Origin of the sequence: Streptomyces sp. Y1 (genome assembly GCF_041053115.1) — a bacterium.
Taxonomy (GTDB): domain Bacteria; phylum Actinomycetota; class Actinomycetes; order Streptomycetales; family Streptomycetaceae; genus Kitasatospora; species Kitasatospora rubellomurina.
In genome coordinates this window covers 681336-702976 of sequence record NZ_CP163445.1, presented here as the reverse complement: position 1 = coordinate 702976, position 21641 = coordinate 681336, and the positions used below count along the sequence as shown (strand labels likewise).

Annotated in this window: 25 protein-coding genes; 16 read left to right on the top strand and 9 right to left on the bottom strand. The window is 75.3% G+C overall.

Annotated elements, in window-relative coordinates; all coding sequences use genetic code 11:
• Positions 1-45: 45 nt before the first annotated feature.
• Entirely contained in the window at positions 46-1407 is a 1362-nt protein-coding gene (locus tag AB2U05_RS02835; protein WP_369182312.1) for a PLP-dependent aminotransferase family protein, read from the bottom strand.
• Positions 1408-1582: 175 nt separating this feature from the next.
• Here AB2U05_RS02835 and AB2U05_RS02830 point away from each other — a divergent pair, with 175 nt between their 5' ends.
• Both AB2U05_RS02830 and AB2U05_RS02825 read left to right on the top strand, forming a co-directional pair.
• On the top strand, positions 1583-2359 hold the full coding sequence (locus tag AB2U05_RS02830; protein ID WP_045700366.1) for a crotonase/enoyl-CoA hydratase family protein: 777 nt from the start codon (positions 1583-1585) through the stop codon (positions 2357-2359).
• Positions 2360-2445: 86 nt separating this feature from the next.
• Positions 2446-3207 (top strand): GNAT family N-acetyltransferase, encoded by a 762-nt coding sequence (locus AB2U05_RS02825; RefSeq protein WP_369182311.1) that lies wholly within the window; start codon positions 2446-2448, stop codon positions 3205-3207.
• 40 nt (positions 3208-3247) lie between these two features.
• Here the strand turns inward: AB2U05_RS02825 and AB2U05_RS02820 are convergent, their stop codons facing one another.
• The 4 genes from AB2U05_RS02820 to AB2U05_RS02805 all read right to left on the bottom strand — a co-directional run bounded on the left by AB2U05_RS02820 (position 3248) and on the right by AB2U05_RS02805 (position 6341).
• Positions 3248-3808 carry a DinB family protein gene (locus AB2U05_RS02820; RefSeq protein ID WP_045700368.1) on the bottom strand — a complete coding sequence of 187 codons (561 nt, stop codon included), beginning with the start codon at positions 3806-3808 and terminating at the stop codon, positions 3248-3250.
• Between the two features lie 109 nt (positions 3809-3917).
• The gene (locus tag AB2U05_RS02815) at positions 3918-4409 is read right to left on the bottom strand and encodes an HPP family protein (protein WP_369182310.1); all 492 of its coding nucleotides are present in this window, start codon (positions 4407-4409) and stop codon (positions 3918-3920) included.
• A gap of 164 nt (positions 4410-4573) precedes the next feature.
• On the bottom strand, positions 4574-5500 hold the full coding sequence (locus AB2U05_RS02810; RefSeq protein ID WP_369182309.1) for an immunity 49 family protein: 927 nt from the start codon (positions 5498-5500) through the stop codon (positions 4574-4576).
• 154 nt (positions 5501-5654) lie between these two features.
• A complete protein-coding gene (locus tag AB2U05_RS02805; protein ID WP_369182308.1) occupies positions 5655-6341 on the bottom strand; it encodes a polysaccharide deacetylase family protein in 687 nt (228 codons plus the stop codon).
• Positions 6342-6620: 279 nt separating this feature from the next.
• Between AB2U05_RS02805 and AB2U05_RS02800 the strand changes: the two genes are divergently transcribed.
• Positions 6621-7325 carry a DUF6461 domain-containing protein gene (locus tag AB2U05_RS02800; RefSeq protein ID WP_369182307.1) on the top strand — a complete coding sequence of 235 codons (705 nt, stop codon included), beginning with the start codon at positions 6621-6623 and terminating at the stop codon, positions 7323-7325.
• Between the two features lie 94 nt (positions 7326-7419).
• Here the strand turns inward: AB2U05_RS02800 and AB2U05_RS02795 are convergent, their stop codons facing one another.
• Both AB2U05_RS02795 and AB2U05_RS02790 read right to left on the bottom strand, forming a co-directional pair.
• Positions 7420-8058, bottom strand: coding sequence for a hypothetical protein (locus AB2U05_RS02795; RefSeq protein ID WP_369182306.1), 639 nt, complete (start codon positions 8056-8058; stop codon positions 7420-7422).
• Entirely contained in the window at positions 8055-8453 is a 399-nt protein-coding gene (locus AB2U05_RS02790; RefSeq protein WP_045700377.1) for a PadR family transcriptional regulator, read from the bottom strand. Before AB2U05_RS02790 ends, AB2U05_RS02795 begins: the two co-directional genes overlap by 4 nt.
• Positions 8454-8804: 351 nt before the next feature.
• On the opposite strand from AB2U05_RS02790, the gene AB2U05_RS02785 reads away from it, so the two are divergent.
• From AB2U05_RS02785 to AB2U05_RS02745, 9 genes are all read left to right on the top strand, one after another.
• The gene (locus AB2U05_RS02785) at positions 8805-10385 is read left to right on the top strand and encodes an alpha/beta hydrolase (protein WP_369182305.1); all 1581 of its coding nucleotides are present in this window, start codon (positions 8805-8807) and stop codon (positions 10383-10385) included.
• A gap of 69 nt (positions 10386-10454) precedes the next feature.
• On the top strand, positions 10455-11069 hold the full coding sequence (locus AB2U05_RS02780) for a DsbA family protein (RefSeq protein ID WP_045700380.1): 615 nt from the start codon (positions 10455-10457) through the stop codon (positions 11067-11069).
• A 164-nt stretch (positions 11070-11233) separates the two neighbouring features.
• The gene (locus AB2U05_RS02775) at positions 11234-11527 is read left to right on the top strand and encodes a hypothetical protein (RefSeq protein WP_157882192.1); all 294 of its coding nucleotides are present in this window, start codon (positions 11234-11236) and stop codon (positions 11525-11527) included.
• Positions 11524-12465, top strand: a complete 942-nt coding sequence (locus tag AB2U05_RS02770) for a hypothetical protein (protein WP_045700384.1) — start codon at positions 11524-11526, stop codon at positions 12463-12465. Before AB2U05_RS02775 ends, AB2U05_RS02770 begins: the two co-directional genes overlap by 4 nt.
• Positions 12462-13022, top strand: coding sequence for an NUDIX hydrolase (locus tag AB2U05_RS02765; protein ID WP_045700386.1), 561 nt, complete (start codon positions 12462-12464; stop codon positions 13020-13022). The genes AB2U05_RS02770 and AB2U05_RS02765 overlap by 4 nt, the downstream gene beginning before the upstream one ends.
• 135 nt (positions 13023-13157) lie before the next feature.
• Positions 13158-15002 carry an ATP-dependent zinc metalloprotease FtsH gene (gene ftsH / locus AB2U05_RS02760; RefSeq protein WP_369182304.1) on the top strand — a complete coding sequence of 615 codons (1845 nt, stop codon included), beginning with the start codon at positions 13158-13160 and terminating at the stop codon, positions 15000-15002.
• Between the two features lie 122 nt (positions 15003-15124).
• Positions 15125-15964 carry an ammonia-dependent NAD(+) synthetase gene (nadE, locus tag AB2U05_RS02755; RefSeq protein WP_369182303.1) on the top strand — a complete coding sequence of 280 codons (840 nt, stop codon included), beginning with the start codon at positions 15125-15127 and terminating at the stop codon, positions 15962-15964.
• On the top strand, positions 15961-16899 hold the full coding sequence (locus AB2U05_RS02750; protein ID WP_369182302.1) for an ADP-ribosylglycohydrolase family protein: 939 nt from the start codon (positions 15961-15963) through the stop codon (positions 16897-16899). Before nadE ends, AB2U05_RS02750 begins: the two co-directional genes overlap by 4 nt.
• A gap of 149 nt (positions 16900-17048) precedes the next feature.
• Positions 17049-17522: an SAM-dependent methyltransferase gene (locus tag AB2U05_RS02745; protein WP_045700453.1), complete on the top strand. Its 474-nt coding sequence runs from the start codon at positions 17049-17051 to the stop codon at positions 17520-17522.
• A 91-nt stretch (positions 17523-17613) separates the two neighbouring features.
• On the opposite strand, the gene AB2U05_RS02740 is transcribed toward AB2U05_RS02745, so the two are convergent.
• Positions 17614-18345, bottom strand: coding sequence for a hypothetical protein (locus AB2U05_RS02740; protein WP_244178934.1), 732 nt, complete (start codon positions 18343-18345; stop codon positions 17614-17616).
• Between the two features lie 446 nt (positions 18346-18791).
• On the opposite strand from AB2U05_RS02740, the gene AB2U05_RS02735 reads away from it, so the two are divergent.
• On the top strand, positions 18792-19082 hold the full coding sequence (locus AB2U05_RS02735) for a hypothetical protein (RefSeq protein WP_045711782.1): 291 nt from the start codon (positions 18792-18794) through the stop codon (positions 19080-19082).
• On the top strand, positions 19079-19471 hold the full coding sequence (locus AB2U05_RS02730) for a hypothetical protein (RefSeq protein WP_369182301.1): 393 nt from the start codon (positions 19079-19081) through the stop codon (positions 19469-19471). The genes AB2U05_RS02735 and AB2U05_RS02730 overlap by 4 nt, the downstream gene beginning before the upstream one ends.
• Positions 19472-19709: 238 nt before the next feature.
• Here AB2U05_RS02730 and AB2U05_RS02725 read toward each other — a convergent pair whose 3' ends face one another.
• Complete coding sequence (locus tag AB2U05_RS02725) at positions 19710-20132, bottom strand: DUF5997 family protein (RefSeq protein ID WP_045700397.1); 423 nt, start codon at positions 20130-20132, stop codon at positions 19710-19712.
• Between the two features lie 67 nt (positions 20133-20199).
• Between AB2U05_RS02725 and AB2U05_RS02720 the strand changes: the two genes are divergently transcribed.
• Together AB2U05_RS02720 and AB2U05_RS02715 are read left to right on the top strand one after the other, a co-directional pair.
• Positions 20200-21003, top strand: a complete 804-nt coding sequence (locus AB2U05_RS02720; RefSeq protein WP_369185881.1) for a LysR family substrate-binding domain-containing protein — start codon at positions 20200-20202, stop codon at positions 21001-21003.
• A 55-nt stretch (positions 21004-21058) separates the two neighbouring features.
• Entirely contained in the window at positions 21059-21640 is a 582-nt protein-coding gene (locus AB2U05_RS02715; protein ID WP_045700399.1) for a DUF421 domain-containing protein, read from the top strand.
• Position 21641 lies beyond the last annotated feature (1 nt).

Genomic DNA, 21641 nt, shown 5'->3' with positions numbered 1-21641 from the left:
TCTAGCGCTCGCGGCGCCCGCTCCGCACCTCCATTTCGGTCGGGGTCAGGGGGCGATGGAGTCGAGGGTGCGGCGGAGGAGGGCGAGGGCCGGGGCGAGGGCGGGGAGCGGGGGCGTGGCGAGGGCGAGGCGGAGGGCGGCGGGGGTGTGCGGGCCGGTGCTGAACGCGTCGGAGGTGGAGACGAGGATGCCCGCGGCGGCGAGGAGGGCGGCGGCGTGGGCCGGGCGCTGGTGCGGTTCGAGGGTGAGCCAGAGGGTGTAGGACGTGGGGTGGCCGGTGAGGTCGAGGCCGGCCAGGGCGGTACGGGCGATGCGCTGGCGGGCGGCGGCGTCCGCGCGGCGCTGCTCCTCCAGGCGGGCGACGGTGCCGTCCGCGAGCCAGCCGGTGGCGAGGGCGGTGACCAGGCCGGGCGAGCCCCAGGCGGCCGCGCGCAGGCTCGCGGTGGCGGCGCGCACGTGGCGGCCGGGCACGACGGCGAAGCCGAACCGCAGCCCGGTGGCGACGTTCTTGGACAGGCCGGCGACGTAGCAGGTGCGCTCCGGGGCGTGGGCGTGCAGCGGCGCGGGGACGGGGGCGGCGGGGGCGGGCGCGGGCGCGGGCTCGGCGAGGAACGCGTACGTCCCGTCCTCGATCAGCGTGCAGCCGTGCTCGGTGGCGATCCCGGCCAGGCGCTCGCGCTGGGCGCGGTCGAGCACCCAGCCGAGCGGGTTGTGGACGGTCGGGATGGTGTACACGGCGCGGACCGGGCGGGTGCGGCAGAGCCGGTCCAGCGCGTCGAGGTCGGGGCCCGCGGGGGTGACCGGGACGGGCGCGAGGTCCAAGCCGTGGGCGCCGGCGAGCAGTTTGATGCCGGGATAGCTGAGCGCGTCCACGGCGAGCACGTCGCCGGGCCGGGTGAGGGCGCGCAGCACGCAGTCCAGCGCCTGCTGCGCGCCGCTGGTCAGCAGGACGTTCTCGGGCGCGGTGTCGACGCCGCGGTCCAGCAGGTACCGGGCGACGGCGGCCCGGTCGTGCCGGTGGCCGCCGGGCGGCTGCTGGCGCAGCAGGGCCTCGGCGTCACCGGAGGCGGCGAGGGCGCGCAGGGCCTGCCGCAGCTGGTCGCCCTGGCCGGGGGCGAGCGGCTGGTTGAAGGACAGGTCGGCGACCCGGGGGACGGGCAGGTCGCGGGAGGGCTCGATGCCGTCGTAGCCGGAGCGGACCTTCACGAAGGTGCCGCGGCCCTGTTCGCCCACCACCAGCCCGGCGGCGGCGAGTTCGGCGTACACCCGGGTGGCGGTGGCCAGGGCGATCCGGCGTTCGCGGGCGAGCGCGCGGTGGGTCGGCAGCCGGGTGCCGGCCGGGAGGGTGCCGGAGCGGATGGCGGTCGCGTACTCGTCGACGATGGCCTTGTAGGCGGGCGGTCGCACGGGCGGGCACCTTCCGTTCCGGGGCGGGTGGAGGGTGGGGCGGGGGAGGGCGGGGCGGGGCGGGGCGAGTGTATCCAGGACAATGAGTGGATTGTCCTGGTGGTCGGTTCCTAGGCTCGGCGGCGTCCGGAAGTACGGCGAAATCCTTCAGTACGGCGAGATCGGAGTGCCGCGCATGACCGTCCGCAGCGAGCGGGACCAGCAGGTCGTCACCCTCACCATCGACCGGGAGAAGAAGCTCAACGCCCTCGACTATCCGACGATCGACGCGCTGCTCGCCGAGCTGGACCGGATCGAGGCCGAGGACAGCGTCCGCGCGGTGATCCTGACCGGCGCCGGGGAGCGGGCGTTCAGCGCGGGCGCCGACATCCCCTCGCTGGCCGACAGCATCGCCGGCGGGCCGGAGCGGGCCCTGCGCGAGTTCGTCCGGCGCGGGCACACGCTGACCCGGCGGATCGAGGAGTTCCCCAAGCCGATCATCGTCGCCGTCAACGGCCTGGCGTACGGCGGCGGTTGCGAGCTCACCGAGGCGGCGCCGCTGGCCGTCGCCGCCGAGCACGCGCGCTTCGCGAAGCCGGAGATCTCGCTCGGCTTCGCGCCGCCGTTCGGCGGCTCGCAGCGGCTGCCGCGCCATGTGGGCCGCAAGCGCGCGCTGGAGATGATCCTCACCGGCGAGCCGATCCCGGCCGCCCGCGCCGCCGAGATCGGCCTGGTCAACTCGGTCGTCCCGGTGGTCGAACTCCTGGACACGGCACGGGACCTGGCGGACCGGATCATCCAGCACGCGCCCACGGCGGTGGCCGCCTGCCTGCGGGCCGTCACCCGGGGCATCAACCTGCCGATCGACGAGGGCCTCGCGGTGGAGGCGGCCGCCTTCGCGGCCACGGTGCCGACCGAGGGCGTACGGGACGGGGTGGGGCGCTTCCTGGAGCGCTCGCGCGGCTCCCGCTGAGCCGGGGCTTTCGGCGCGTCCGGTGCTGCCGGGCGGGCATCGGAACTCGGTTGCGGCGGGCGGTGGCCGGTGGCGACGATGGCGGCATGGCCGATCTGATCCACCACGTGAACGCCTTCCGGGCCGCCTTCGCCCGCCGCCAGGCCGCCGAGACGGTGGAGCTGCCCGGGGCCGTCGTCGTCCGGGACCGGGAGTACCCGTTCTCGGAGGAGCACAACTGCCTGATCGTGGACGGCCCGCAGGCCGATCCGGCGGCGCTGCCCGGCCTCGCTGCCCGGCACCTCGGGGAGCGCCGCCGCTACGCGATCGCCACGCTGGACGAGGAGATCGGCGAGCGGGCCACCCCGGCGCTGGCGGCCGCCGGCTACCAGCGGGAGGACCTGGTGCTGATGGCCCGGGACACGGCCGGCTGCGTGCGTCCCGAACCGGCCGCCGCGGCAGCCGAGTTGGCCGAGCTGCGGGACGCGCTGCTCCGGCAGAACCTGGTCTGGTTCCCGGACGAGGACTCGGCCCGGCAGCTCACCGACCGCCGGGCGGTCCGGCTGCGCGGTGCCGAGGAGGTGCGGTTCCTGGCAGCCCGGGAGCCGGACGGGCGGGTCGCCGCCTGGGCCGACCTCTACCTCGACCGGCGCGCCGGGCTCGCCCAGGTGGAGGACCTGGTCACCGCCGAGGCGCACCGCGGCCGGGGCCACGGCGACACCCTGCTCGGCACCGCGCTCGCGCTGGCCGCCGCGGCCGGGATCCCCCGCCTGTTCCTGATCGCGGACGCCGAGGACTGGCCGCGCGAGTGGTACGCCCGGCGCGGCTTCACGGAGATCGGCCGCAGCCACCTCTTCCACGGCGGCTGAGCCCGGCCGAGTGACGGGTGCGTCGAGTCCGGGGTGTTCGCTACTGGCCGACGCGCCCGTCGACGCACTCGCGCAGCAGGTCGGCGTGGCCGCAGTGGCGGGCGTACTCCTCGATCCGGTGCACCAGCAGGTCCCGGACCGCGATCCGCTCGCGGCCGATGCGCTCGCCGAGGTCCGGGTGCGCGGCGAGCGCGGCGTCGGTCGCGGCCTGCTCGCGCTCGAGGTCGGCGAACGCGCCGTCCACCACGGCCGGTTCGGCGACGGCACCGTCGAAGTCCGCGTCCCGGGCGCCGTACAGCTTCGGCAGCGGCTCGGTGTGGGTGATCCAGTTCCGCCAGTCCCGCTCGACCTCGGCGAGGTGGCGGACCAGGCCGAGCAGGGACATCGAGGACGGCGGCACCGAGCGGCGGGCCAGCTGCTCCGCGTCCAGGCCCTCGCACTTCATCCGCAGGGTGAGCCGGTAGTTCCGCAGGTACTCCCGGAGGGTGCCGAGTTCGCCCTCCGGCGAGGGGCTGTCGCTGTCGCGCGGGTCGTCGGCCGGGTCGGCCCACATGTCGGGGTACACGGTCGCCTGCGTCCAGCGGGTGGGTTGATCGCTCATCCGGGGAATGGTCGTCCACGCACGCTCGGCCGCGCCACCGGTTTTCCGTTCGACTGGGCGTCAGCTGGCCTGGTGCGTGCGGGAGTTCGGCGTCACCGGGAGTTCGGTGTCACCAGGAGAGCGGGTAGCGGACCGGGTGTGCGCCGACCCGGCCGGGCAGCAGGCCGATCACGACCAGCAGGCCGGTCGAGAGCACGAGCAGCGGGAGGAAGGGCACGGGATGCGGCGCCTGCAGGACCACGATGACGGCGGTCGCCGCGGCCGGGGAGTGCGGCAGGTGGGTGAGCATCATGGCGCCCAGCGCGAGCCCGGCGGCGACGGCCGCGCCCCAGGCGGTGCTGCCCGTCACGGTGAGGGTGGCGTAGCCGACGAGCGCCGACAGCAGCTGGCCGCCCACCAGGTTGCGCGGCTGGGAGATCGGCAGCCCGGGCGCGCCGTGCACCAGGGCCGCGCTGGCCGCCAGCGGCGGGATCAGCAGGGGCTGGTGGAGCAGGACGCCGACCCCGACGAGCAGCAGCAGGGCGCCGATGGCGAAGGCGGCGGCGCGCAGCGCGTGCAGGGGGTGGGGTCGGCTGGTGGCGGCCGGGGGAGGGCTGGGCATGACTGGGCGGCTCCGGGTGGGTGACGGGGATCCGGAGATGATAAACAAACTGTTGAGCAAAGAGTCGAATGGTTTGCCTGCTGGGCAAACCGTGTGGTCACCCGGCATCCTCGCGACGGGTCGGCTCACCGGCTGACGGCCCCCGGCTGACGGCCCCGGCTCGGTCAGTGCGCGACCCCCTCGACCGGCACGGAGGGCCGCAGCAGCACCGCCGGCAGGTAGTCGGAGCTGACGCCCAGCTGCCAGCCGTGCGCCCGGACGGCCAGTGCCGCGAGGGCGATGGTGCCGAGCGGGAGCAGGCTGCGGGGCGGCGCGTCCGCCGGCGCGCTGTCGCGGTGCTCGGCCAGTCGGGCGGCGAGCGCCTGCTCGAAGGCCGGCTGGTCGTCCGTCAGCAGCACCCGCAGCAGCCGCTGGTCGGGGTTCAGTTCGCCCGCGGCGTCCAGCGCCCGGGCGGCTGCGGCGCGTTCCTCGGCCGGGGGCTTCTGCAGCGGGTCGGGCGCGGGGGCCATCCACGGCGAGCGCGCGGTCTTCACCAGGGCGAAGTAGGCGCCCAGCGCGTCCATTTCGGCGAGGTCCGCCGGTTCGGAGACCGAGGTGAGGTCCGACCACGGCAGGCCCTGGTGGATCGACGGGGCGAAGTCGTCCTTGAACAGCGGGCCGATCATCCGGCGCGGCTCGTCGACGTGCCCGCTGACCACGGCCAGCGCGAAGGCCTCGACCCAGGTCGCCGCGGTGGCACCGAAGTCGAGCACGTCGCCGAACCGGTGCTCCTCGCTGTCCAGCGTCCTGCCGAGGTACGGGAACGGGATCGAAAAGTCCCCGCGCGGGAAGTTGCCGAGGTGCAGCACGCCCGTCGCGCACTCGGAGGCCGTCCGCAGCAGCTCCCGGGCCTCCGGGCCGTCCAACGCCCCGCCCGTCGCGGAGAGCGCGCCGAGGTGGTCCAGCAGGACGGCGGCCATCGCGCGGATCGGCTCGACGCTCAGCTCGTGGCAACTGATGGTCAGCCAGTGGGCGTTGGCCCGTACGCGGGTGCGCGCCAGCGCGTCGGCGATCCGCTCCTGGTCCACTTCGTGACGCGTGACGCCCACCATGTGCTGCCCCCGTTCGGTCGGTACGGGCGGCGGTGTGCGGCCGCGCGCCCGTGATCTCCTGCTGTCCTGCTGTCCTGCTGTCCGAGACGGACGCTAGCAGGCAGGACTGACAACTCCCCTGGTCGGGCGGCGCGGGCGGTGGCTCGGCCGGGCGTCAGCGGCACAGGGTGCGGAAGGTGTACCCGTGCTGCTGGAGGGTGTTGATGATGGTCGGCAGCGCGGCGACGGTCTGGCTGCGGTCGCCGCCGCCGTCGTGCAGCAGGACCACCGAGCCGGGCTGGACGGAGCCGAGGACGCGCTGTTCGATCGCGGTGGCGCCGGGCCGGGACCAGTCCTGCGGGTCGACGGACCACAGCACGATGGTCTTGCCCAGGGCGGCGGCGCGGGCCCGGACGGTGTCGTTGACGAAGCCGAACGGCGGCCGCAGGCAGCCGGGGGTGGTGCCGGTCCGGGCCTTGATGGCGTGGTCGGTGTCGAGGATCTGGGCCTTGAAGTCGGCGGCGGAGAGGGTCCGCAGGTCGGGGTGGGACCAGGTGTGGTTCTGCACGCTCTCGCCCTGGTGGGCGACCTGCCCGGTGAGGTCGGGGTGCGCGGCGACGTTCTGGCCGAGCTCGAAGAAGGTGGCGGGCACGCCGTACCGTGCGAGCACGGCGAGCACCTGGGCGGTGTTCGGTCCGGGGCCGTCGTCGAAGGTGAGGTAGACGACCGGGCCGGCCGGGGCGGGGGAGGTGGTGGCGGCGGAGGCGACGGCCGGGGCGCCGAGGCCGAGCAGGGCGGCCAGCAGGCCGGTCACCGCGCCGGCCGCCGGGCGCAGCGGGCGGGTGGGGGAAGCGGGGGACATGAGGGGCTCCGGGGTGGTGCTACCGGGTGTGAGCGTGGACGGTCGCGCACCCGGCCGGCGGTGACACCGGGTGAACGGCACGGCGCCCCGGGGGAATTCGTCCCCCCACCATCCTCCGCCCGGCCACCGTGCGGTGCACGTCCGCCCGACCGCCGCTCCCCGTGGCGTGCGGCGGCCCGGTGCGCCGGTCCGTACGCCCTCCGGCTGTCGGTGCTCTCCGTTAGGGTGCGGACCGGCGACCGCTGCCATCGCGGGCCGGCGCCAGGGGAGGGCGGCGGCATGGGCGAGGGCACGCGCGCGATCGGGACCGGACGTGGGGAGGGGAGCGGGGTCGGGGCCGGGGTCGGCGCCGGCGACGGCATCCGCTGGCTCGCCGGGCTCCGCGGGGAGTTGGACGGCGTGCTGTTCGCCCGGGGCATAGCGCCGCACGAACTCGCCCGCCGGATGGGCGCGGACCCGGCTGCCGGCACCGAGCCGATCAGCGGCACCGAGGTGTGGGACCTCGACATCGAGTCGTACCGCCCCGGCGACGACGGGGACGGCGTGGTCCGGGTCGGCGAGTGCGGCGGCTGGTCCTTCGCGATCGAGTACGGCGATTCGACCGGCGGCGAGCGGCTCACCGAGATAGCGGCCGGCGGTGTCGAGGTGGTGCACTTCCGCCCGATGCCCGAGCACCCGCCGGCGCTGCTCGACTACGCCCGCGACGGCGCGGTGCTGTGCGGTTTCGGCCTCGGGGAGGAGCGCTGGCGCTGGGGCCGCGAGCCGGACCTGCTGCTGCCCGAGCTGGTCGCCGCCGAGGTGCTGGCGCCGGGCGGCACGGCGCCCGCGGACCGGGGCGGCCCGGAGGAGGGGTACGCGGCCGTCCGTGAGCGCACCCTCGGCGTGGTGGAGCGGCGGTTCGGCCTCGGCCTGCCGCGGGCCGCCCTCGGTGAGCTGCGCCTGCCGGCCTACGCGGTGCGCGGCACGCCGGGGATGTCGCGCTGAGCGGCTGACGAACGGTCGAGGGCGGTCGGGCCCCACCGGGGGTGGCGGTCGGGCCCCGCCGGGGGTGGCGGTCAGGCCGTACGGTCGAGGGCGGTCAGGCCGTGACGGCGGCGGCGCGCAGCCGGGCGGCGGACCGGGCCAGGCGTGCGGCCGCGAGCAGGGTCGGGCTGAAGCCCACCGCGCAGGCGGCGAGCACGCCGACCGGGCTCAGGCTCCCGGACAGGGCGGCGACGAGGACGGCCGCCAGCGGCACGGCGAGCAGGGGCGCGAGCAGGAGCAGGGCCGCCTGCTTCTTCTCCCGCCGGCTCCACTGCGCGGAGCGCCCGACCCGGATCGCGGCGGCGACGGCGGTCACGAGCCCGAGCACCGGTCCGACGCCCGGGACGAGCAGCAGCGGCAGCGGGAGCACGGCCAGGGCCAGGGTCACGGTGGTGCGGCCGCTGCTCTCCGGTTCGGGGCGGCCGCCGGCCTCGGGCCGCGCGGGGCCGGCCTCGGCGAGCGCGGCGTCCGCGATCTGCCGGGGGCTGCCCAGCTGGTCGAGGACGTGCCGGACGGTGGTCTCGTCGGCGGGGCCCGCGGGGTTGGTCGGGCCCGCCTCGGCCAGGGCGACCTCGACGTGCTCGCGCAGGTCGGCGAGCAGTTCGCGGCGCTGGTCGGCGGGCAGCGGCTCGGTGAGCCGGGCGACGGCGTCGAGGTGGGCGCGGACCAGCGGGTGGTCGGTGGGGTTGCTCACGGCTTCTCTCCCGGGGTGAGGATCTGGTCGACGGTGATGCGGAAGGCCGGCCACAGGGCGCTGAACTCGTCCAGTGCGGCGCGCCCGGCGTCGGTGAGGGCGTAGTAGCGGCGGGACGGGCCGGTGGCCGAGTCCCGGAGGAAGGTGTCGGCGAGCCCGGCGCGGCGCAGCCGGGACAGCAGCGGGTAGATGGTGCCCTGGCTGGTCGCGAGCATCGGGAAGCGGCCGAGCTCCTGGAGCAGTTCGACGCCGTAGCGCGGGCCGTCGCGCAGCAGCGCGAGGACGCAGTACTCCAGCACGCCCTTGCGCAGCTGGGTCGCCACCGGGCCGTCCGGGGCGGTCGGCGCGCGATCGGGGTCGTCGCCGGGTTCGTGGTTGGCGGTGCCAGGTACCATGCAATGCAAGGTAGCAGGCGAAGCAAGCTACTGCCAGGGGCTCCTTCCGTAGGCGCCCGTACGCGTGGGACCGCGTGGGACCGCGTCGGACCGTGCCGGACCGTGCCGGGCCGTGCCGGGCCGGGCCGGACACATCGGACAACGTGGCTGGGCCGCGTCGCGGTTCACCACGGCATCCCTCACCCGCTCGGCCGGTGGTACGGCACGCGCCGCACGCCCCCGGTCGGGCGCCACCGGCGGGCGCGGCCGGGCCTCCGCCCCTAGGGTCGTTCGTGCGCCGGCCGAGCCCTCAACCCGAGCCCCCCCAGCCCCGGCGATCCCGCGCCGCAGCCCGAGAGGTGGACCCGCCCCATGCACACCGTCGTCCGTGGAGCCGGCGCGCTCGGCCTGGCCGTGCTGCTGCTCGCCACCGCCACCGGCTGCCAGGGCGACCACCCGTCCGCCGCCGAGCCCGCGCCGAGCTCCCCGGCCACCGGCCCGTCCGGCGGCGGCACCCTCGCCGGGCAGCAGCCGGTGGACTGGCACGGCTGCCCGCCGCCCAGCGCCGCGCAGGGCGGCAGCGGCACCGCGCCCGCCGGGGACTGGCAGTGCGCCACCCTCAAGGTGCCGCTGGACCACGCCAAGCCGGACGCCGGCACCATCGACCTCGCGCTCATCCGCAGCCCGGCCAAGGACGAGCCGCACCGGATCGGCTCGCTGCTGTTCAACTTCGGCGGCCCCGGCGCCTCCGGCGTCGCCACCCTGCCCGCCCTGGCCGGCAGCTACGCCTCCCTCAACTCCCGCTACGACCTGGTGAGTTTCGACCCGCGCGGGGTCGGCGACAGCGCCGGGGTGAGGTGCCTGGACGACGCGGCGACGGACGCCGACGCGGCCGTCGACGACACCCCGGGCGACCCGGCCGCGGTCAAGGCGCTGGACGAGAGCAACGCCCGGTTCACCGCCGCCTGCGAGCGCAACTCCGGCCGGGTGCTGCCGTACGTGGACACCGAGAGCGCCGCCCGCGACATCGACCTGCTGCGCCAGGCACTCGGCGACCAGAAACTCTCCTACTTCGGCATCAGCTACGGCACCCAGCTCGGCGGCGTCTACGCCCACCTGTTCCCGGAGCAGGTGGGCCGGATGGTGCTGGACTCGGTGGTCGACCCGACCAAGGACCCGCAGCAGTCCGCGCTCGGCCAGGCCCAGGGCTTCCAACTCGCCCTGGAGGACTTCATGAAGGCCTGCGCCGCCCAGGCCGCGGCCGCCTGCCCGACCGGCACCGGCGGCGCCGACGGCACCGCGAAGGTCTCCGAGCTGCTGCGGAAGGCCGAGCAGTCCCCACTGCCCACCGCCGACGGCCGCAAGCTCACCGGGAGCCTCGCCGTCACCGGCATCGCCGGCGCCCTGTACAGCCAGGAGACCTGGCCCGCGCTGGCCACCGGCCTCACCGAGGCGATGGAGCAGGGCAGCGGCGACACCCTGCTCAAGCTCGCCGACTCGCTGCGCGGGCGCGACGCGCAGGGGCACTACAGCAACCTCGGCGCCGCGAACCGGGCGATCGGCTGCGCGGACGCCCGGCAGCGCTACTCCGACCAGGACGTCCAGCAGCAGCTGCCGAACTTCCGCGCCGCGTCCCCGGTCTTCGGCGAGTTCACCGCCTGGGGCCTGACCGGCTGCACCGGCTGGCCGGTCGCGGGCAAGACCGACCACCCGGAGGTCGCCGCCCCGGGGGCCGCCCCGATCCTGGTGGTCGGCACCACCGGCGACCCGGCCACCCCGGTGGAGGGCGCCCGGGCGATGGCGCAGCAGCTCGGCGCGGGCGTCGGTGTCACCGTCACCCTCCAGGGCGAGGGCCACGGCGGCTACAACACCGGCAACCCGTGCCTGAAGCAGACCGTCGACGGCTACCTCCTGGACGGCCGGGCACCGGCGGACGGGACGGTCTGCAGCTGAAGTGGCCCAAACCAGGACGTACGAATTGGCTCTGGAAAGCGGGCCACTCGTCCCACTAGGCTCACCGACGTGAACAACGAGATCCCCAAGGTCGACTTCTACTTCGACCCCGTCTGCCCCTTCGCCTGGATCACCTCCCGCTGGATCCTGGAGGTCGCGCGCCAGCGCGAACTCGACCTCACCTTCCGGGTGATGAGCCTGTCCGTCCTCAACGAGGGCCGCACCGACCTGCCCGAGCGCTACCAGCGCCTGATGACCACCGGCTGGGGCCCCGTCCGGGTCTGCATCGCCGCCGCCGAGCAGCACGGCCAGCACGTGCTGCGCGACCTGTACACCGAGCTCGGCACCCGGTTCCACGACCAGGACCGCCCGGCGGACGAGGACGTCATCCGCGAGGCCCTGGTCGCCGCCGGCCTGCCGGAGGAGCTCGCCGAGGCGGCCCACAGCACCGCGTACGACACCGCGCTGCGCAAGAGCCACCACGAGGGCATGGACCCGGTCGGCGAGGAGGTCGGCACGCCGACCATCCACATCGACGGCGTCGCCTTCTTCGGCCCGGTGCTGAGCGCGATCCCGCGCGGCGAGGACGCCCTCAACGTCTTCGAGGGCGTGCGACTGCTCGCCGGGTACCCGAAGTTCTTCGAGCTGAAGCGGACCAGGACGGGCTCGCTGGACTTCTCCTGAACCACGACTGACGCCCTGCGGGGCGTCAACCCGCCCTCGACGGAAGGCGGTTGGCGGCACCTACGGGCGGCCCGGTGAGCAGCGCCGGGCCGCCCGTCCGCGTTTTCCGGGCCAGTGCGTTGATTACTACGCGGCAAGTACTACGCGCCGTGTAGCATGCCGCCATGGTCGAGCACACGTCGAGCACCACCGAAGCACCGCCCCGGGAACGCCACTTGACGGTGCGTGCGGACTGGCCGAAGGCCGCCGCCGCCCTGCTCGGAGCCGCCCTGCTGGCCGCCCAGGCGCCACCCGGCCTGGCGCACGCCCTGGCCGACGCCGTCCAGGCCGAACGGCCGCTGGCGGACCACGTCGCCCCCGGCGTGCCCTGGCTGCCCGACGTGCTGCTGCACGGCGACCGCCCCGCCGGCCCCGCGGCGGCGGACCGTACGGGCGGGCCCGCCGGAGCCCGGCGGTGAGCCGCGCACAGCGGCGGGCGCTCACGGCGTCGCTCCTGCTCGCCGTCGCCTTCACCGTCTTCGCGTACGTCACCACCCAGGCCAAGGGGCTCCGCGCCGCCAGCCCCTGGCAGGCGGACCCGTACGACGCGGTCGTCTCGTTCACCCTGTTCCTCGTCCCCGCGCTGGCCGCGGCGGCGACGGCCCGCTCCTGGCTCTGCCGGGGCGCGGCCCCGCAGCCCGGCCACCGGGTGGACCAACTCCTGCGCGCCGCCCGGCTGGGCGTGCTGCTGGTCGCGGCCACCGCCGCCACCGACTGGGCGGCGGTCGCGCTGCGGGCGGAACGGGAGCGCTGGGGCGCGCCCACGGTGTGGCTGATCGCCGCCCTGGTGCCGCTGACCGCCGGCGCGGCCCGGTGCCTGCGGCTGCTCCGGCGCGCCACCCGCGAACCGGCCCCGGCCCCGCCGCCGGAAGAACGGCGCCGGCCCGGCGGCGACTGGCTGGACGACCTGGTGCTGCTCGCCGCCCCGATCGCCGACCTCACGACCGCCGCCGCCTTGTTGCGCCGCCACCTCGTCGCGGCCGCGGCCGGGCTCAGCCTGCTCGCCGCGGCCGGCCTGGTCGCCGGGCAGGCGATCGGCGAGGGCCGGCCCGGGCCGCTCGTCGCGCTGGTCGAACTCTCCGTGTTCACCTGCGGGTTCTTCGCGTTCTGCCTGCTCGGCGACGCGGTGCTGCGGATCGCCGCCACCGGTTCGCCGTGGAGCCCCGCCCGCGCCGCCGCCTTCGCCGCCGCCCTGGCCGTCCCGGTCAGCGGCAGCCTGCGCTCCGCCCTCTGGCACCTGGCCGGCCTCCCGGGCACGGCCGACTCACCGGGCCGCCTGCTCGCCCTGATGGCCGGCTGCGCCCTCCTCGCCGCCACCGCCACCCTGACCGCCGCCCGCGCCCGGCACCTGCCGTGACCGAACCGGTGGAACCGGTGGAACGGGTGGACGGGCAGGACCGCGTGCTCGGCGTGGTCGAGCGCGCCGAGGCGATCCGCCGCGGCTGGCTGCACCGGGTCGCCACCACCGTCTGCCGGGACGCGACCGGTCGGGTGCTGGTCCACCGCCGCCCGGACGGCGCGAGCCGCTTCGCAGGGCAGTACGACCTGATGGTCGGCGGCGCCGTACGGGTGGGGGAGTCGTACGCCGCGGCGGCGGAGCGGGAGGTGGGCGAGGAACTGGGCGTGGCCGTGGCCGTGCGGCACCGCTTCACCTTCCAGTGCCGCGGCGCGATCGCCCCGTACTGGCTGGCCGTCCATGAGGCGGTGCTGCCTGCGGGCCGCCTCGCGGTCGATCCGGAGGCGATCGCCTGGTACGGCTGGCTGGGCCTGTCCGAGCTGGCGCGGGCCGTGCGGCGGTGGCCGTTCGTGCCGGACGGGCAGGTGGCGTTCGGCCGGTACCTGCGAGGACTCCCGTCCGGGGCCCGGCCGTCCGACCATGGAGGGGAAGGCCCGGTGGTGGGCGAGAGGCGGTGAGTGCGGATGATCGTACGAGGTCGGCTGCGGGTGGCCGCCCGGCACTCCGCGAGCCCGCCGGGGGCGGGGCGGCCGGGGAGCGGGCCGGGCTGGGGGCAGGGCCCCGGGAAGCCCGGCGGGGCGAAGCCGCCGCAAGTGCCCGTGCCCGGGTGGCGCCGGTGGCTGCTGCCCGTCGCCGTGCTGGTCGCCCTGCTCCTGCTGGTGCTGTTCTCCCACCCCGGCCGCAGCGGCGGCACCAGCTACGGCTACACCGACTTCCTGAACCGGGTCGGCGCCGGGCAGGTGCGGACGGTGAACATCACCGACACCGGCGGCGTCTCCGGCACGCTCAAGGACGGCACCCGCTTCACCAGTCAGATCCCCACCGCCCTGGACAACTCCCCGCTCAGCCGCGACCTCGCCGACCAGCACGTCGGCATCACCGCCAGCCGCAGCAGCGGCGGCAGCTCGCTCTGGTCCACCCTGCTGCTGTTCCTGCCGCTGCTGATCTTCGGCGGGCTGTTCCTGTGGTCCGGCCGGATGGCCGCGCGCTCGCTCAGCGGCGGGCTGAGCGCCATCGGCCGCTCCCGCGCCAAGATCATCGAGGCCGAGCGGCCCGCCACCCGCTTCGCCGACGTCGCCGGGTACGACGGCGTGAAGCAGGAGGTCAGCGAGGTGGTCGACTTCCTGCGCAGCCCCGACCGCTACGCCGCCGCCGGAGCCAAGGGGCCGCGCGGGGTGATCATGGTCGGCCCGCCCGGCACCGGCAAGACCCTGCTCGCCCGGGCGGTCGCCGGCGAGGCCGAGGTGCCGTTCCTGTCCGTCACCGGCTCCGGCTTCGTCGAGATGTTCGTCGGCGTCGGCGCCTCCCGGGTCCGCGACCTCTTCGACGACGCCCGCAAGCGCGCGCCGTCGATCATCTTCATCGACGAGATCGACGCCGTGGGCGGCCGCCGGGCGGGCGGCACCCGGATCGGCGGCAACGACGAACGCGAGCAGACCCTGAACCAGCTGCTCGCCGAGATGGACGGCTTCGACCAGGGCACCGGCATCGTCGTCATCGCCGCCACCAACCGGCCCGACGCCCTCGACCCGGCCCTGCTGCGCCCCGGCCGCTTCGACCGGCAGGTCACCGTACCGCTGCCCAACCAGGCCGAACGCGCCGCCATCCTCGCCGTGCACACCCGCGGCAAGACCCTCGCCCCCGACGCCGACCTCGACCGGATCGCCCGCGGCACCCCCGGCTTCTCCGGCGCCGACCTCGCCAACCTGGTCAACGAGGCCGCCATCAACGCCGTCCGCGCCGAGCGCGCCACCCTCACCGCCGACGACCTCGACGCCGCCCGCGACCGCGTGCTGCTCGGCCGCCGCGAGTCCTCCAACGCGCTGCTGCCCGAGGAGCGGCACGCCGTCGCCGTGCACGAGTCCGGGCACGCCCTGACGGCCGCGCTGTGCGAGCACGCCGACCCGGTCGCCAAGGTCACCATCCTGCCCGCCGGCGTCGCCCTCGGCGCCACCGAGCAACTGCCCGAGGCCGAACGGCACCTGTACGGCGAGAGCTACCTCAACGACCTGCTCACCGTCCAACTCGGCGGGCGGGCGGCCGAGCTGGTGGTCTTCGGGGAAGGCTCGACCGGCGCCGCCAACGACCTCGCCAACGCCACCTCGGTCGCCACCCGGATGGTCCGGGAGTTCGGCCTCTCCCCCGAGCTCGGACCGGTCGGCTACTCCAGCGGCTCCCCGCAGCACCTCGGCGAGGGCCTGGAGGACCTGCTGCGCCGCCCCTACTCCGAGCAGACCCAGCGCACCGTGGACGAGGCCGTCGCCCGGCTGCTGCGCCGCGCCGAGCGGCGGGCCGTCGAGCTGCTGCGCGAACACCGCCACCACCTGGACGAGTTGGCGGCCCTGCTGGTCGCCCGGGAGACCGTGGACGGCGCCGTGGTGCTGGAGATCCTGCGGCACCCGGCCGCGGACCAGGCGGCTCCGGGGCCGGGGTCCTGACGCCGGGGCTGCGGAGCTGCCGGGAACTGCCGGAGCTGCCGGAGCTACCGGGGCGGGGCCGCCGCAGGCCCGGCCGGGGCCCGGGTGGATGATGGCACGGTCCCGACCCGAAGGAGCCGACCATGACCGAAACCCTGCCCGCGGACGTCCAGCGCGAGATCGCCCTGGTCCTCGGGGTGGCGCCCGTCGCCGACCCCGCGAAGGAGGCCGAACGCCGGGTCGCCTTCCTCGCCGACCAGCTGCGGGCCTCGGGCTCGCGCACCCTGGTGCTGGGCATCAGCGGCGGGGTGGACTCCACCACCACCGGGCGGCTGTGCCAGCTCGCCGTCGAGCGGCTGCGCGCCGAGGGGTACCAGGCGTCCTTCACCGCGATGCGGCTGCCCTACGGCGTCCAGGCGGACGAGGCGGACGCCCAGCGCGCCCTCGAGTTCATCCGGGCCGACGAACTGCTGACCGTCGACGTCAAGCCGGCGACCGACGCGGCCTTCGACGCCCTGCTGGCCGCCGGGCTCACCTTCCGCGACCACGCCCACGAGGACTTCGTGCGCGGCAACGTCAAGGCCCGCCAGCGGATGGTGGTCCAGTACGCGGCCGCCGGCGCCGCCGGCGGCCTGGTCGTCGGCACCGACCACGCGGCCGAGGCGGCCGTCGGCTTCTTCACCAAGTTCGGCGACGGCGCGGCCGACGTGATGCCGCTCTCCGGTCTGACGAAGCGTCAGGTCCGCGCGGTGGCCGCTTACTTGGGGGCGCCCGAGGAGCTGGTCGGCAAGGTCCCCACCGCGGACCTGGAGAACCTCGCCCCCGGGAAGCCCGACGAGGACGCCCTCGGCGTCGAGTACAACGACCTGGACGACTTCCTGGAGGGCCGCCCGGTCAGCGAGCAGGTCTTCGAGACCGTCCTCGGCCACTACCGCCGCACCGAGCACAAGCGGGCCCTGCCGGTCACCCCGGGCCTCGCGTGACCGACCCGGACGCCCGAGCGGGCCGCGCCGCCGGCGCCGTCCTCGGCGCGGCGGTGGGCGACGCCCTCGGCGCGCCCTACGAGTTCGGCCCGGCCGGCGCCTTCACGGCCGGGCCCGGCGAGCCGGTCGCGGGCGGCGGCTGGGAGCGCGGCGAGGCCACCGACGACACCCAGATGGCCGTGCTGGTCGCCGAATCGCTGCTGGAGCGAGGGGAGTTGGACCTTCCCGACATCTTCGACCGGTTCCGCCGGTGGGCCGCCGCCGACCCCAAGGACATCGGCATCCAGACCGAGGACGTCCTCACCAACGGCATGCCCTGGGACCTCGCGGCCGCTGTCCACTTCAACACCACGCTGCGCGCCGCCGGCAACGGCGCCCTGATGCGCGCCGCCACCTCCGCCGTCGCCTTCGCCGGGGCCGGACCGCGGGCCACCATGGACGCCGCCCGCCGGATCGCCGCCCTCACCCACGGCGACCGGGCCGCCTGGGAGGGCACGGCGATCTTCCACGAGCTGGTCCGCCTCGCCCTCGACGGCGCCGACCCGCTCGCCGCGATCCCCGCCACCCTCGCCGAGGTCCACCCCGACCACCGCGAGCGCTACGCGACCGTCCTCGCCCCCGACTGGCACCCCGACCGGGCCACCGAGGCCAACGGGGCCGTCTGGCCGTGCCTCGGCTCCGCCGTCTGGGCGCTGCGCACCACCGGCGACTACCGCTCGGCCGTCCACGCCGCGATCGACCTCGGCGGCGACACCGACACGGTGGCCGCCGTCACCGGAGGCCTGGCCGGTGCCCGGTACGGCCTGGCGGCGATCCCGGAGAGCTGGCTGGAGCCGCTGCACGTACCGCTGCCGGGCTTCGGCGGTCGGGTCCTGCGGGTGGCCGAACTGCTGGCGATGGCCGAGGAGTTGGCGGCCGGGATCAGAGAGTCATGATCGCCAGGATGAACACCCCGGCGGGCAGCACCACGGTGGCGAAGAAGGCACCCGGCATCGCGTAGCCCCCCGCCGTCCGACCTTTCCTGCCGCTCGCTACGGTACCCGTGATCGGTATCGACTCCGAAGGGGGAGCAGGCGTGGACGAGGTGACGACGCGTCCGGTGGCGCGGGTGGTCGGCGGGCGCACGGAGGTGCGGGACGACGACTGGGGCGGTGTCGAGGCGGTGATCCGGCTGGACGGCGAGCGGTTCACCGAGGAGGCGCTGTACGGCCTGGCGGACTTCTCGCACCTGGAGGTGGTCTACCACTTCGACCGCGTCCCGGAGGAGAAGATCGAGACCGGCGCCCGGCACCCGCGCGGGAACGCCGACTGGCCGCTGGTCGGCATCTTCGCCCAGCGCGGCAAGAACCGCCCGAACCGGCTCGGCGTCTCCCGCTGCGCGCTGGTCCGGGTGGACGGGCTGGACGTGCACGTCACCGGCCTGGACGCGGTGGACGGCACGCCGGTGCTGGACCTCAAGCCCTACCTGGCCGAGTTCGGCCCGCGCGGCGAGGTGCGCCAGCCGGAGTGGTCGGTCGAGCTGATGCGCGCGTACTACGAGCGCGAGTCGGACGGCTGAGCCGGGCGGCGGCCCGTGCGCGGCCCGTGCGCGGCCCGTGCGCGGCTCAGCCGCCCGGCGGCCCGTCACCCGGCCCAGCGGGAACGATTCGTCACTCCCCGTCGCCGTCCGCGTCCGGGGCCGCGCTCGGCGCGCCGCCGCCCTTGATGTTGAGCTTGGCCTCGGCCGTGGTCCAGTCCGTGGCGATCGCGCTCTGGACCTGGGCCAGGGTCACCTGCCCCTTGCAGAGCGCGGTGTGCAGGTGGGTCTCCACCGAGTCCTTGGGGTTGTTGGGCCCCTTGCCCGGCACGTGGTCGGGGGACGGCGGCTGGACCCACAGGTTGCGCGGGTCGTTCGGGTCACCGCCGAGCTGCAGGCTGATCAGGTGGTCGTACTCGGAGTCGCCCATCGGCCCGCTGTAGCCGTACGACTTGGCGTTCTCTGCCTTCTCCTTGCCGGTGATGTTCGCCGGCGGCCGGACGGTCGAGGTGTAGCCGCCCTGCTTGCAGATGGTGTCCTTGAGGTTGGCCTGGGTGACGGCCGGGCTGATCGCGCCCGGGGTGCACTTCGGGTCGGGCAGCGGCTGCTTGTCGGCCGTGTAGCGGTAGTGGCAGCTGCCGGCCGCGGGCTGCGGCTGGGCGTCGTACGAGCTCTTCGGGCCGGGACCGGTCGCGATGTTCGCCGGGGCGGCGGCGTCCCCGGCGGGCGCGGCCGCCGCGCTGTGGTTGCTCTCCTTGCCGTCGGCCGGCTTGGCGGTGTGGCCTCCGCCGGACGAGCAGCCTGCGGCGGCGGCGAGCAGCACGGCCGCGGCCATGGCCAGGGCACCTCGGGCGGGAGCCTGCACGGGAGTTCCTCCAGGTCGTTGCGGTGGGACGGGCGGCCGCCTGGTGGATTTGTCGGTGGCCGCGCCAGCGGACACTACCGTGCCGACAGGGCCGAAGGAGTGACGCCGCGTCCGGCGCGGGAAGGGCCCGACCGGCGCGCGGAATCGTTTCGGCACGAACCCCCGTTCCCGCCCGCGGGCCCCCGTGCCGGCGCCGTGACCGGTGCCACACCCGCCCGAGGGGCGCGGCACCGGCGTGTCGGACCGTCTGCCCGTCCGTTCGGCGGCGGTGCGGGCTCGGCGACCGTACGGGCTCGGCAGTACGGCGCCGGGTCCACTCCGAGCGTTGCCGCGGAGCCGCCGACCGGACAGCCGTGAACGCGGGCGGCCCGGCCCTGTGCGGATGGCCCGAGCCCCTCGGGCCCAACCGGTACACCATCGGTGTACCAGCGGCGTACGATCGCGGTATGGCTGATGCGACGATCAAGGTTTCCCCTGATACGCGTGACCGGCTGGCCGCCCTCGCGGCGGCCCGCGGTACCACGATCGGCGCCCAGGTGGCCCTGCTGGTCGAGCAGCAGCCCACCGCGGAACAGATCGCTGAGCGCGTTGCCGAGGGCCGCCGGCTGCTGCGGGAACACTTCGGGATGACCCTCACCGACACGGAGCTGGACGACGGCCCGGACCTGCTGCAGCGGGTCTACGACATTGCTGCGGCGGACGCGCGCGCCAAGGTCGCCCCACGGCGCAGCGCGTGATCATTCTGGATTCCAGCGCCCTGTCCGCGCTGGCCGCCGGTCACCCGCGCCTGCACCGGATCGTGGACTCCGCTCTGCACAGCCCGTTCCAGCATCTTCTGGTGCCGGTGCTGTGCCTGGTCGAGGCCGAGGTCAAGGACGAGGGTGCCGCGCATGCGGTCCTGGCGTTGCCGTCGCTCGAGTTCGAGCCCTTGGACGCGAGTACGGCCGTGGTGGTGGCGACCATGGTCCGCGACGGGTACGGAGGCCAGGGCCTGGCCCACGCCATCGCCGCGAGCCTGCCCACCCCGGTGCGCCCGCAGCAGCACCTGATCCTCACGGCCAGTCCGGAGCTGTACCCGCCCGGGATCGGTGCCGTCGACATCGACGACCCTCGTCTGGAGGCGTAGGCGCAGTCAGCGGGAGTATCCCGGGAGGAGCTCGACCCGGCGGCCGGCGCGCCGTTCACCGCATCGCCCGGTGCCCCTGCCACTGCCACTGCCCCTGCCACCGCTGCCTCCCTGATCCTCGATGTCGGGGTACGACGGTGCCGACGCCCGTGGAACGGACGTCGGCACCAGCGAAACACAAGGGTCTGACAGTGGGGCCCGCTCAGTGGAGCAACGGATCAGCGGGCCCCCGGCGGCGTCAGTGCGCGGCCTTCGCCTCCTTGGCGGCCTTCTCGGCGGCCTCCTTCTCGTGCTTGGCCTTGATCCGGACGGCCTCCTTGCGGACGTCGACCTGGTTGGCGCGCTCGTGCTGGAGCCAGAGCGGGTTCTCGGCCTTGATCGCCTCGATCTGCTCGGTGGTGAGCGCCTCGGTCACGCCGCCACGGGCGAGGCCGGAGATGGAGATGCCGAGCTTGGCGGCGACCACCGGGCGCGGGTGCGGACCGTTCTGGCGCAGCTCCTGGAGCCACTGCGGCGGCTCGGCCTGCAGCGCGTTCAGCTCCTCGCGGGAGACCACGCCCTCCTGGAAGTCGGTCGGCGCCGCGGCGAGGTAGATCCCCAGCTTCTTGGCCGCCGTGGCCGGCTTCATGGTCTGGCTGGTCTTCTGCTTGAGCGATGTCATACCGACAAGGGTAAGGGAGCGGACGGGCGCCCACGGTCACGGTCGGTAGCCTTGCCCTGTGACAGACATGCAGGTGAACCCGTCGTTCCGGCTCGCGTACGTCCCGGGCGTGACGCCCGGCAAATGGGCCCGGGTCTGGGGCGAACGCCTCCCGGACGTGCCGCTGGAGCTGATCGCCGTCCCGTCGCCGGAGGGCGAGCGGACGGTGCGCGAGGGCGGCGCGGACGCCGGGCTGGTCCGGCTGCCGGTCGACAAGGACGTGCTCAGCGCGATCCCGCTGTACACCGAGACCACCGTCGTGGTGTTCCCCAAGGACCACTGGCTGGCCGCCGCCGAGGAGGTCGCGCTCGGCGACCTCGCCGACGACGTGGTCTTCCACCCGCTGGACGACACCCTCGGGTTCACCGCAGAGACCCTGCCCGGGCGCCCGGCGATCGAGCGCCCGGCGACCACCGAGGACGCGATCGAACTGGTGGCGGCCAACGTCGGCGTGCTGCTGGTGCCGCAGTCGCTGGCCCGGCTGCACCACCGCCGGGACCTCACCTTCCGGCCGGTCGTCGAGGCGCCGCAGTCGCAGGTGGCGCTGTCCTGGCCGCAGGAGCAGACCACCGACCTGGTGGAGGAGTTCATCGGGATCGTCCGCGGCCGCACGGTCAACAGCTCCCGCGGGCGCGGCGCCCAGGCCCCGGCGGCCCCGGCGAAGAAGGCCGAGCCGCAGCGCAGGCCCCAGCAGCAGAAGTCGCCGCAGCAGAAGCCCGGGCAGCCGAGGAAGTCCCAGTCGCAGAAGGGCGGATCGGCGAAGGGCGGCGCCCCGAAGGCCCGGGGCGCCGGCGCCGCCGCCCGTCGCGGCAAGCCCAAGCGCCGCCCGTAGCGTAGCCTCGTGCCCCGTTCTGACCACTCTGCCGACCTTCGGGAGGAGCGGGGCCATGTGGCACGACCTGGTGATCGTCCAGATTCCGATCGTGGAGAAGATCGTCCGCACGATCGCGGTCTACGCGCTGATCGTGATCCTGTTCCGGCTGGCCGGGAAACGCGGGCTGGCCGGGCTGAACACCTTCGACATGGTGGTCGTGTTCCTGCTCTCCAACGTGGTGCAGAACGCGATCATCGGGAACGACAACAGCCTGTTCGGCGGCGCGATCGGGGCGGTCACGCTGATCGCGGTGAACTCCGCCGTCACCCGCTGGCTGGCCCGTGATCCGCGGGCCGCCCGGATCCTGGAGGGCACGGCGACCACCGTGGTGCGGGACGGCAAGCTGGTGCCCGGCGCGCTGCGGGAGCTGGCGCTGCGCCCGTCCGAGCTGGAGCACGCGATCCGGATGCAGAACGGCGACAACGTGAGCGACGTGGCGCGGGCCCGGCTGGAGCCGGACGGGCAGCTGCTGGTCACCCTGAAGGCGGGCGAGCAGGGCGCCACCCGGGCCGACGTCGAGGAGCTGCGGCAGCGGCTGGAGTCGATCGAGCGGCTGCTCGCCCAGGTCGTCGCCGACCGGCGCCCGCCGCACTGAC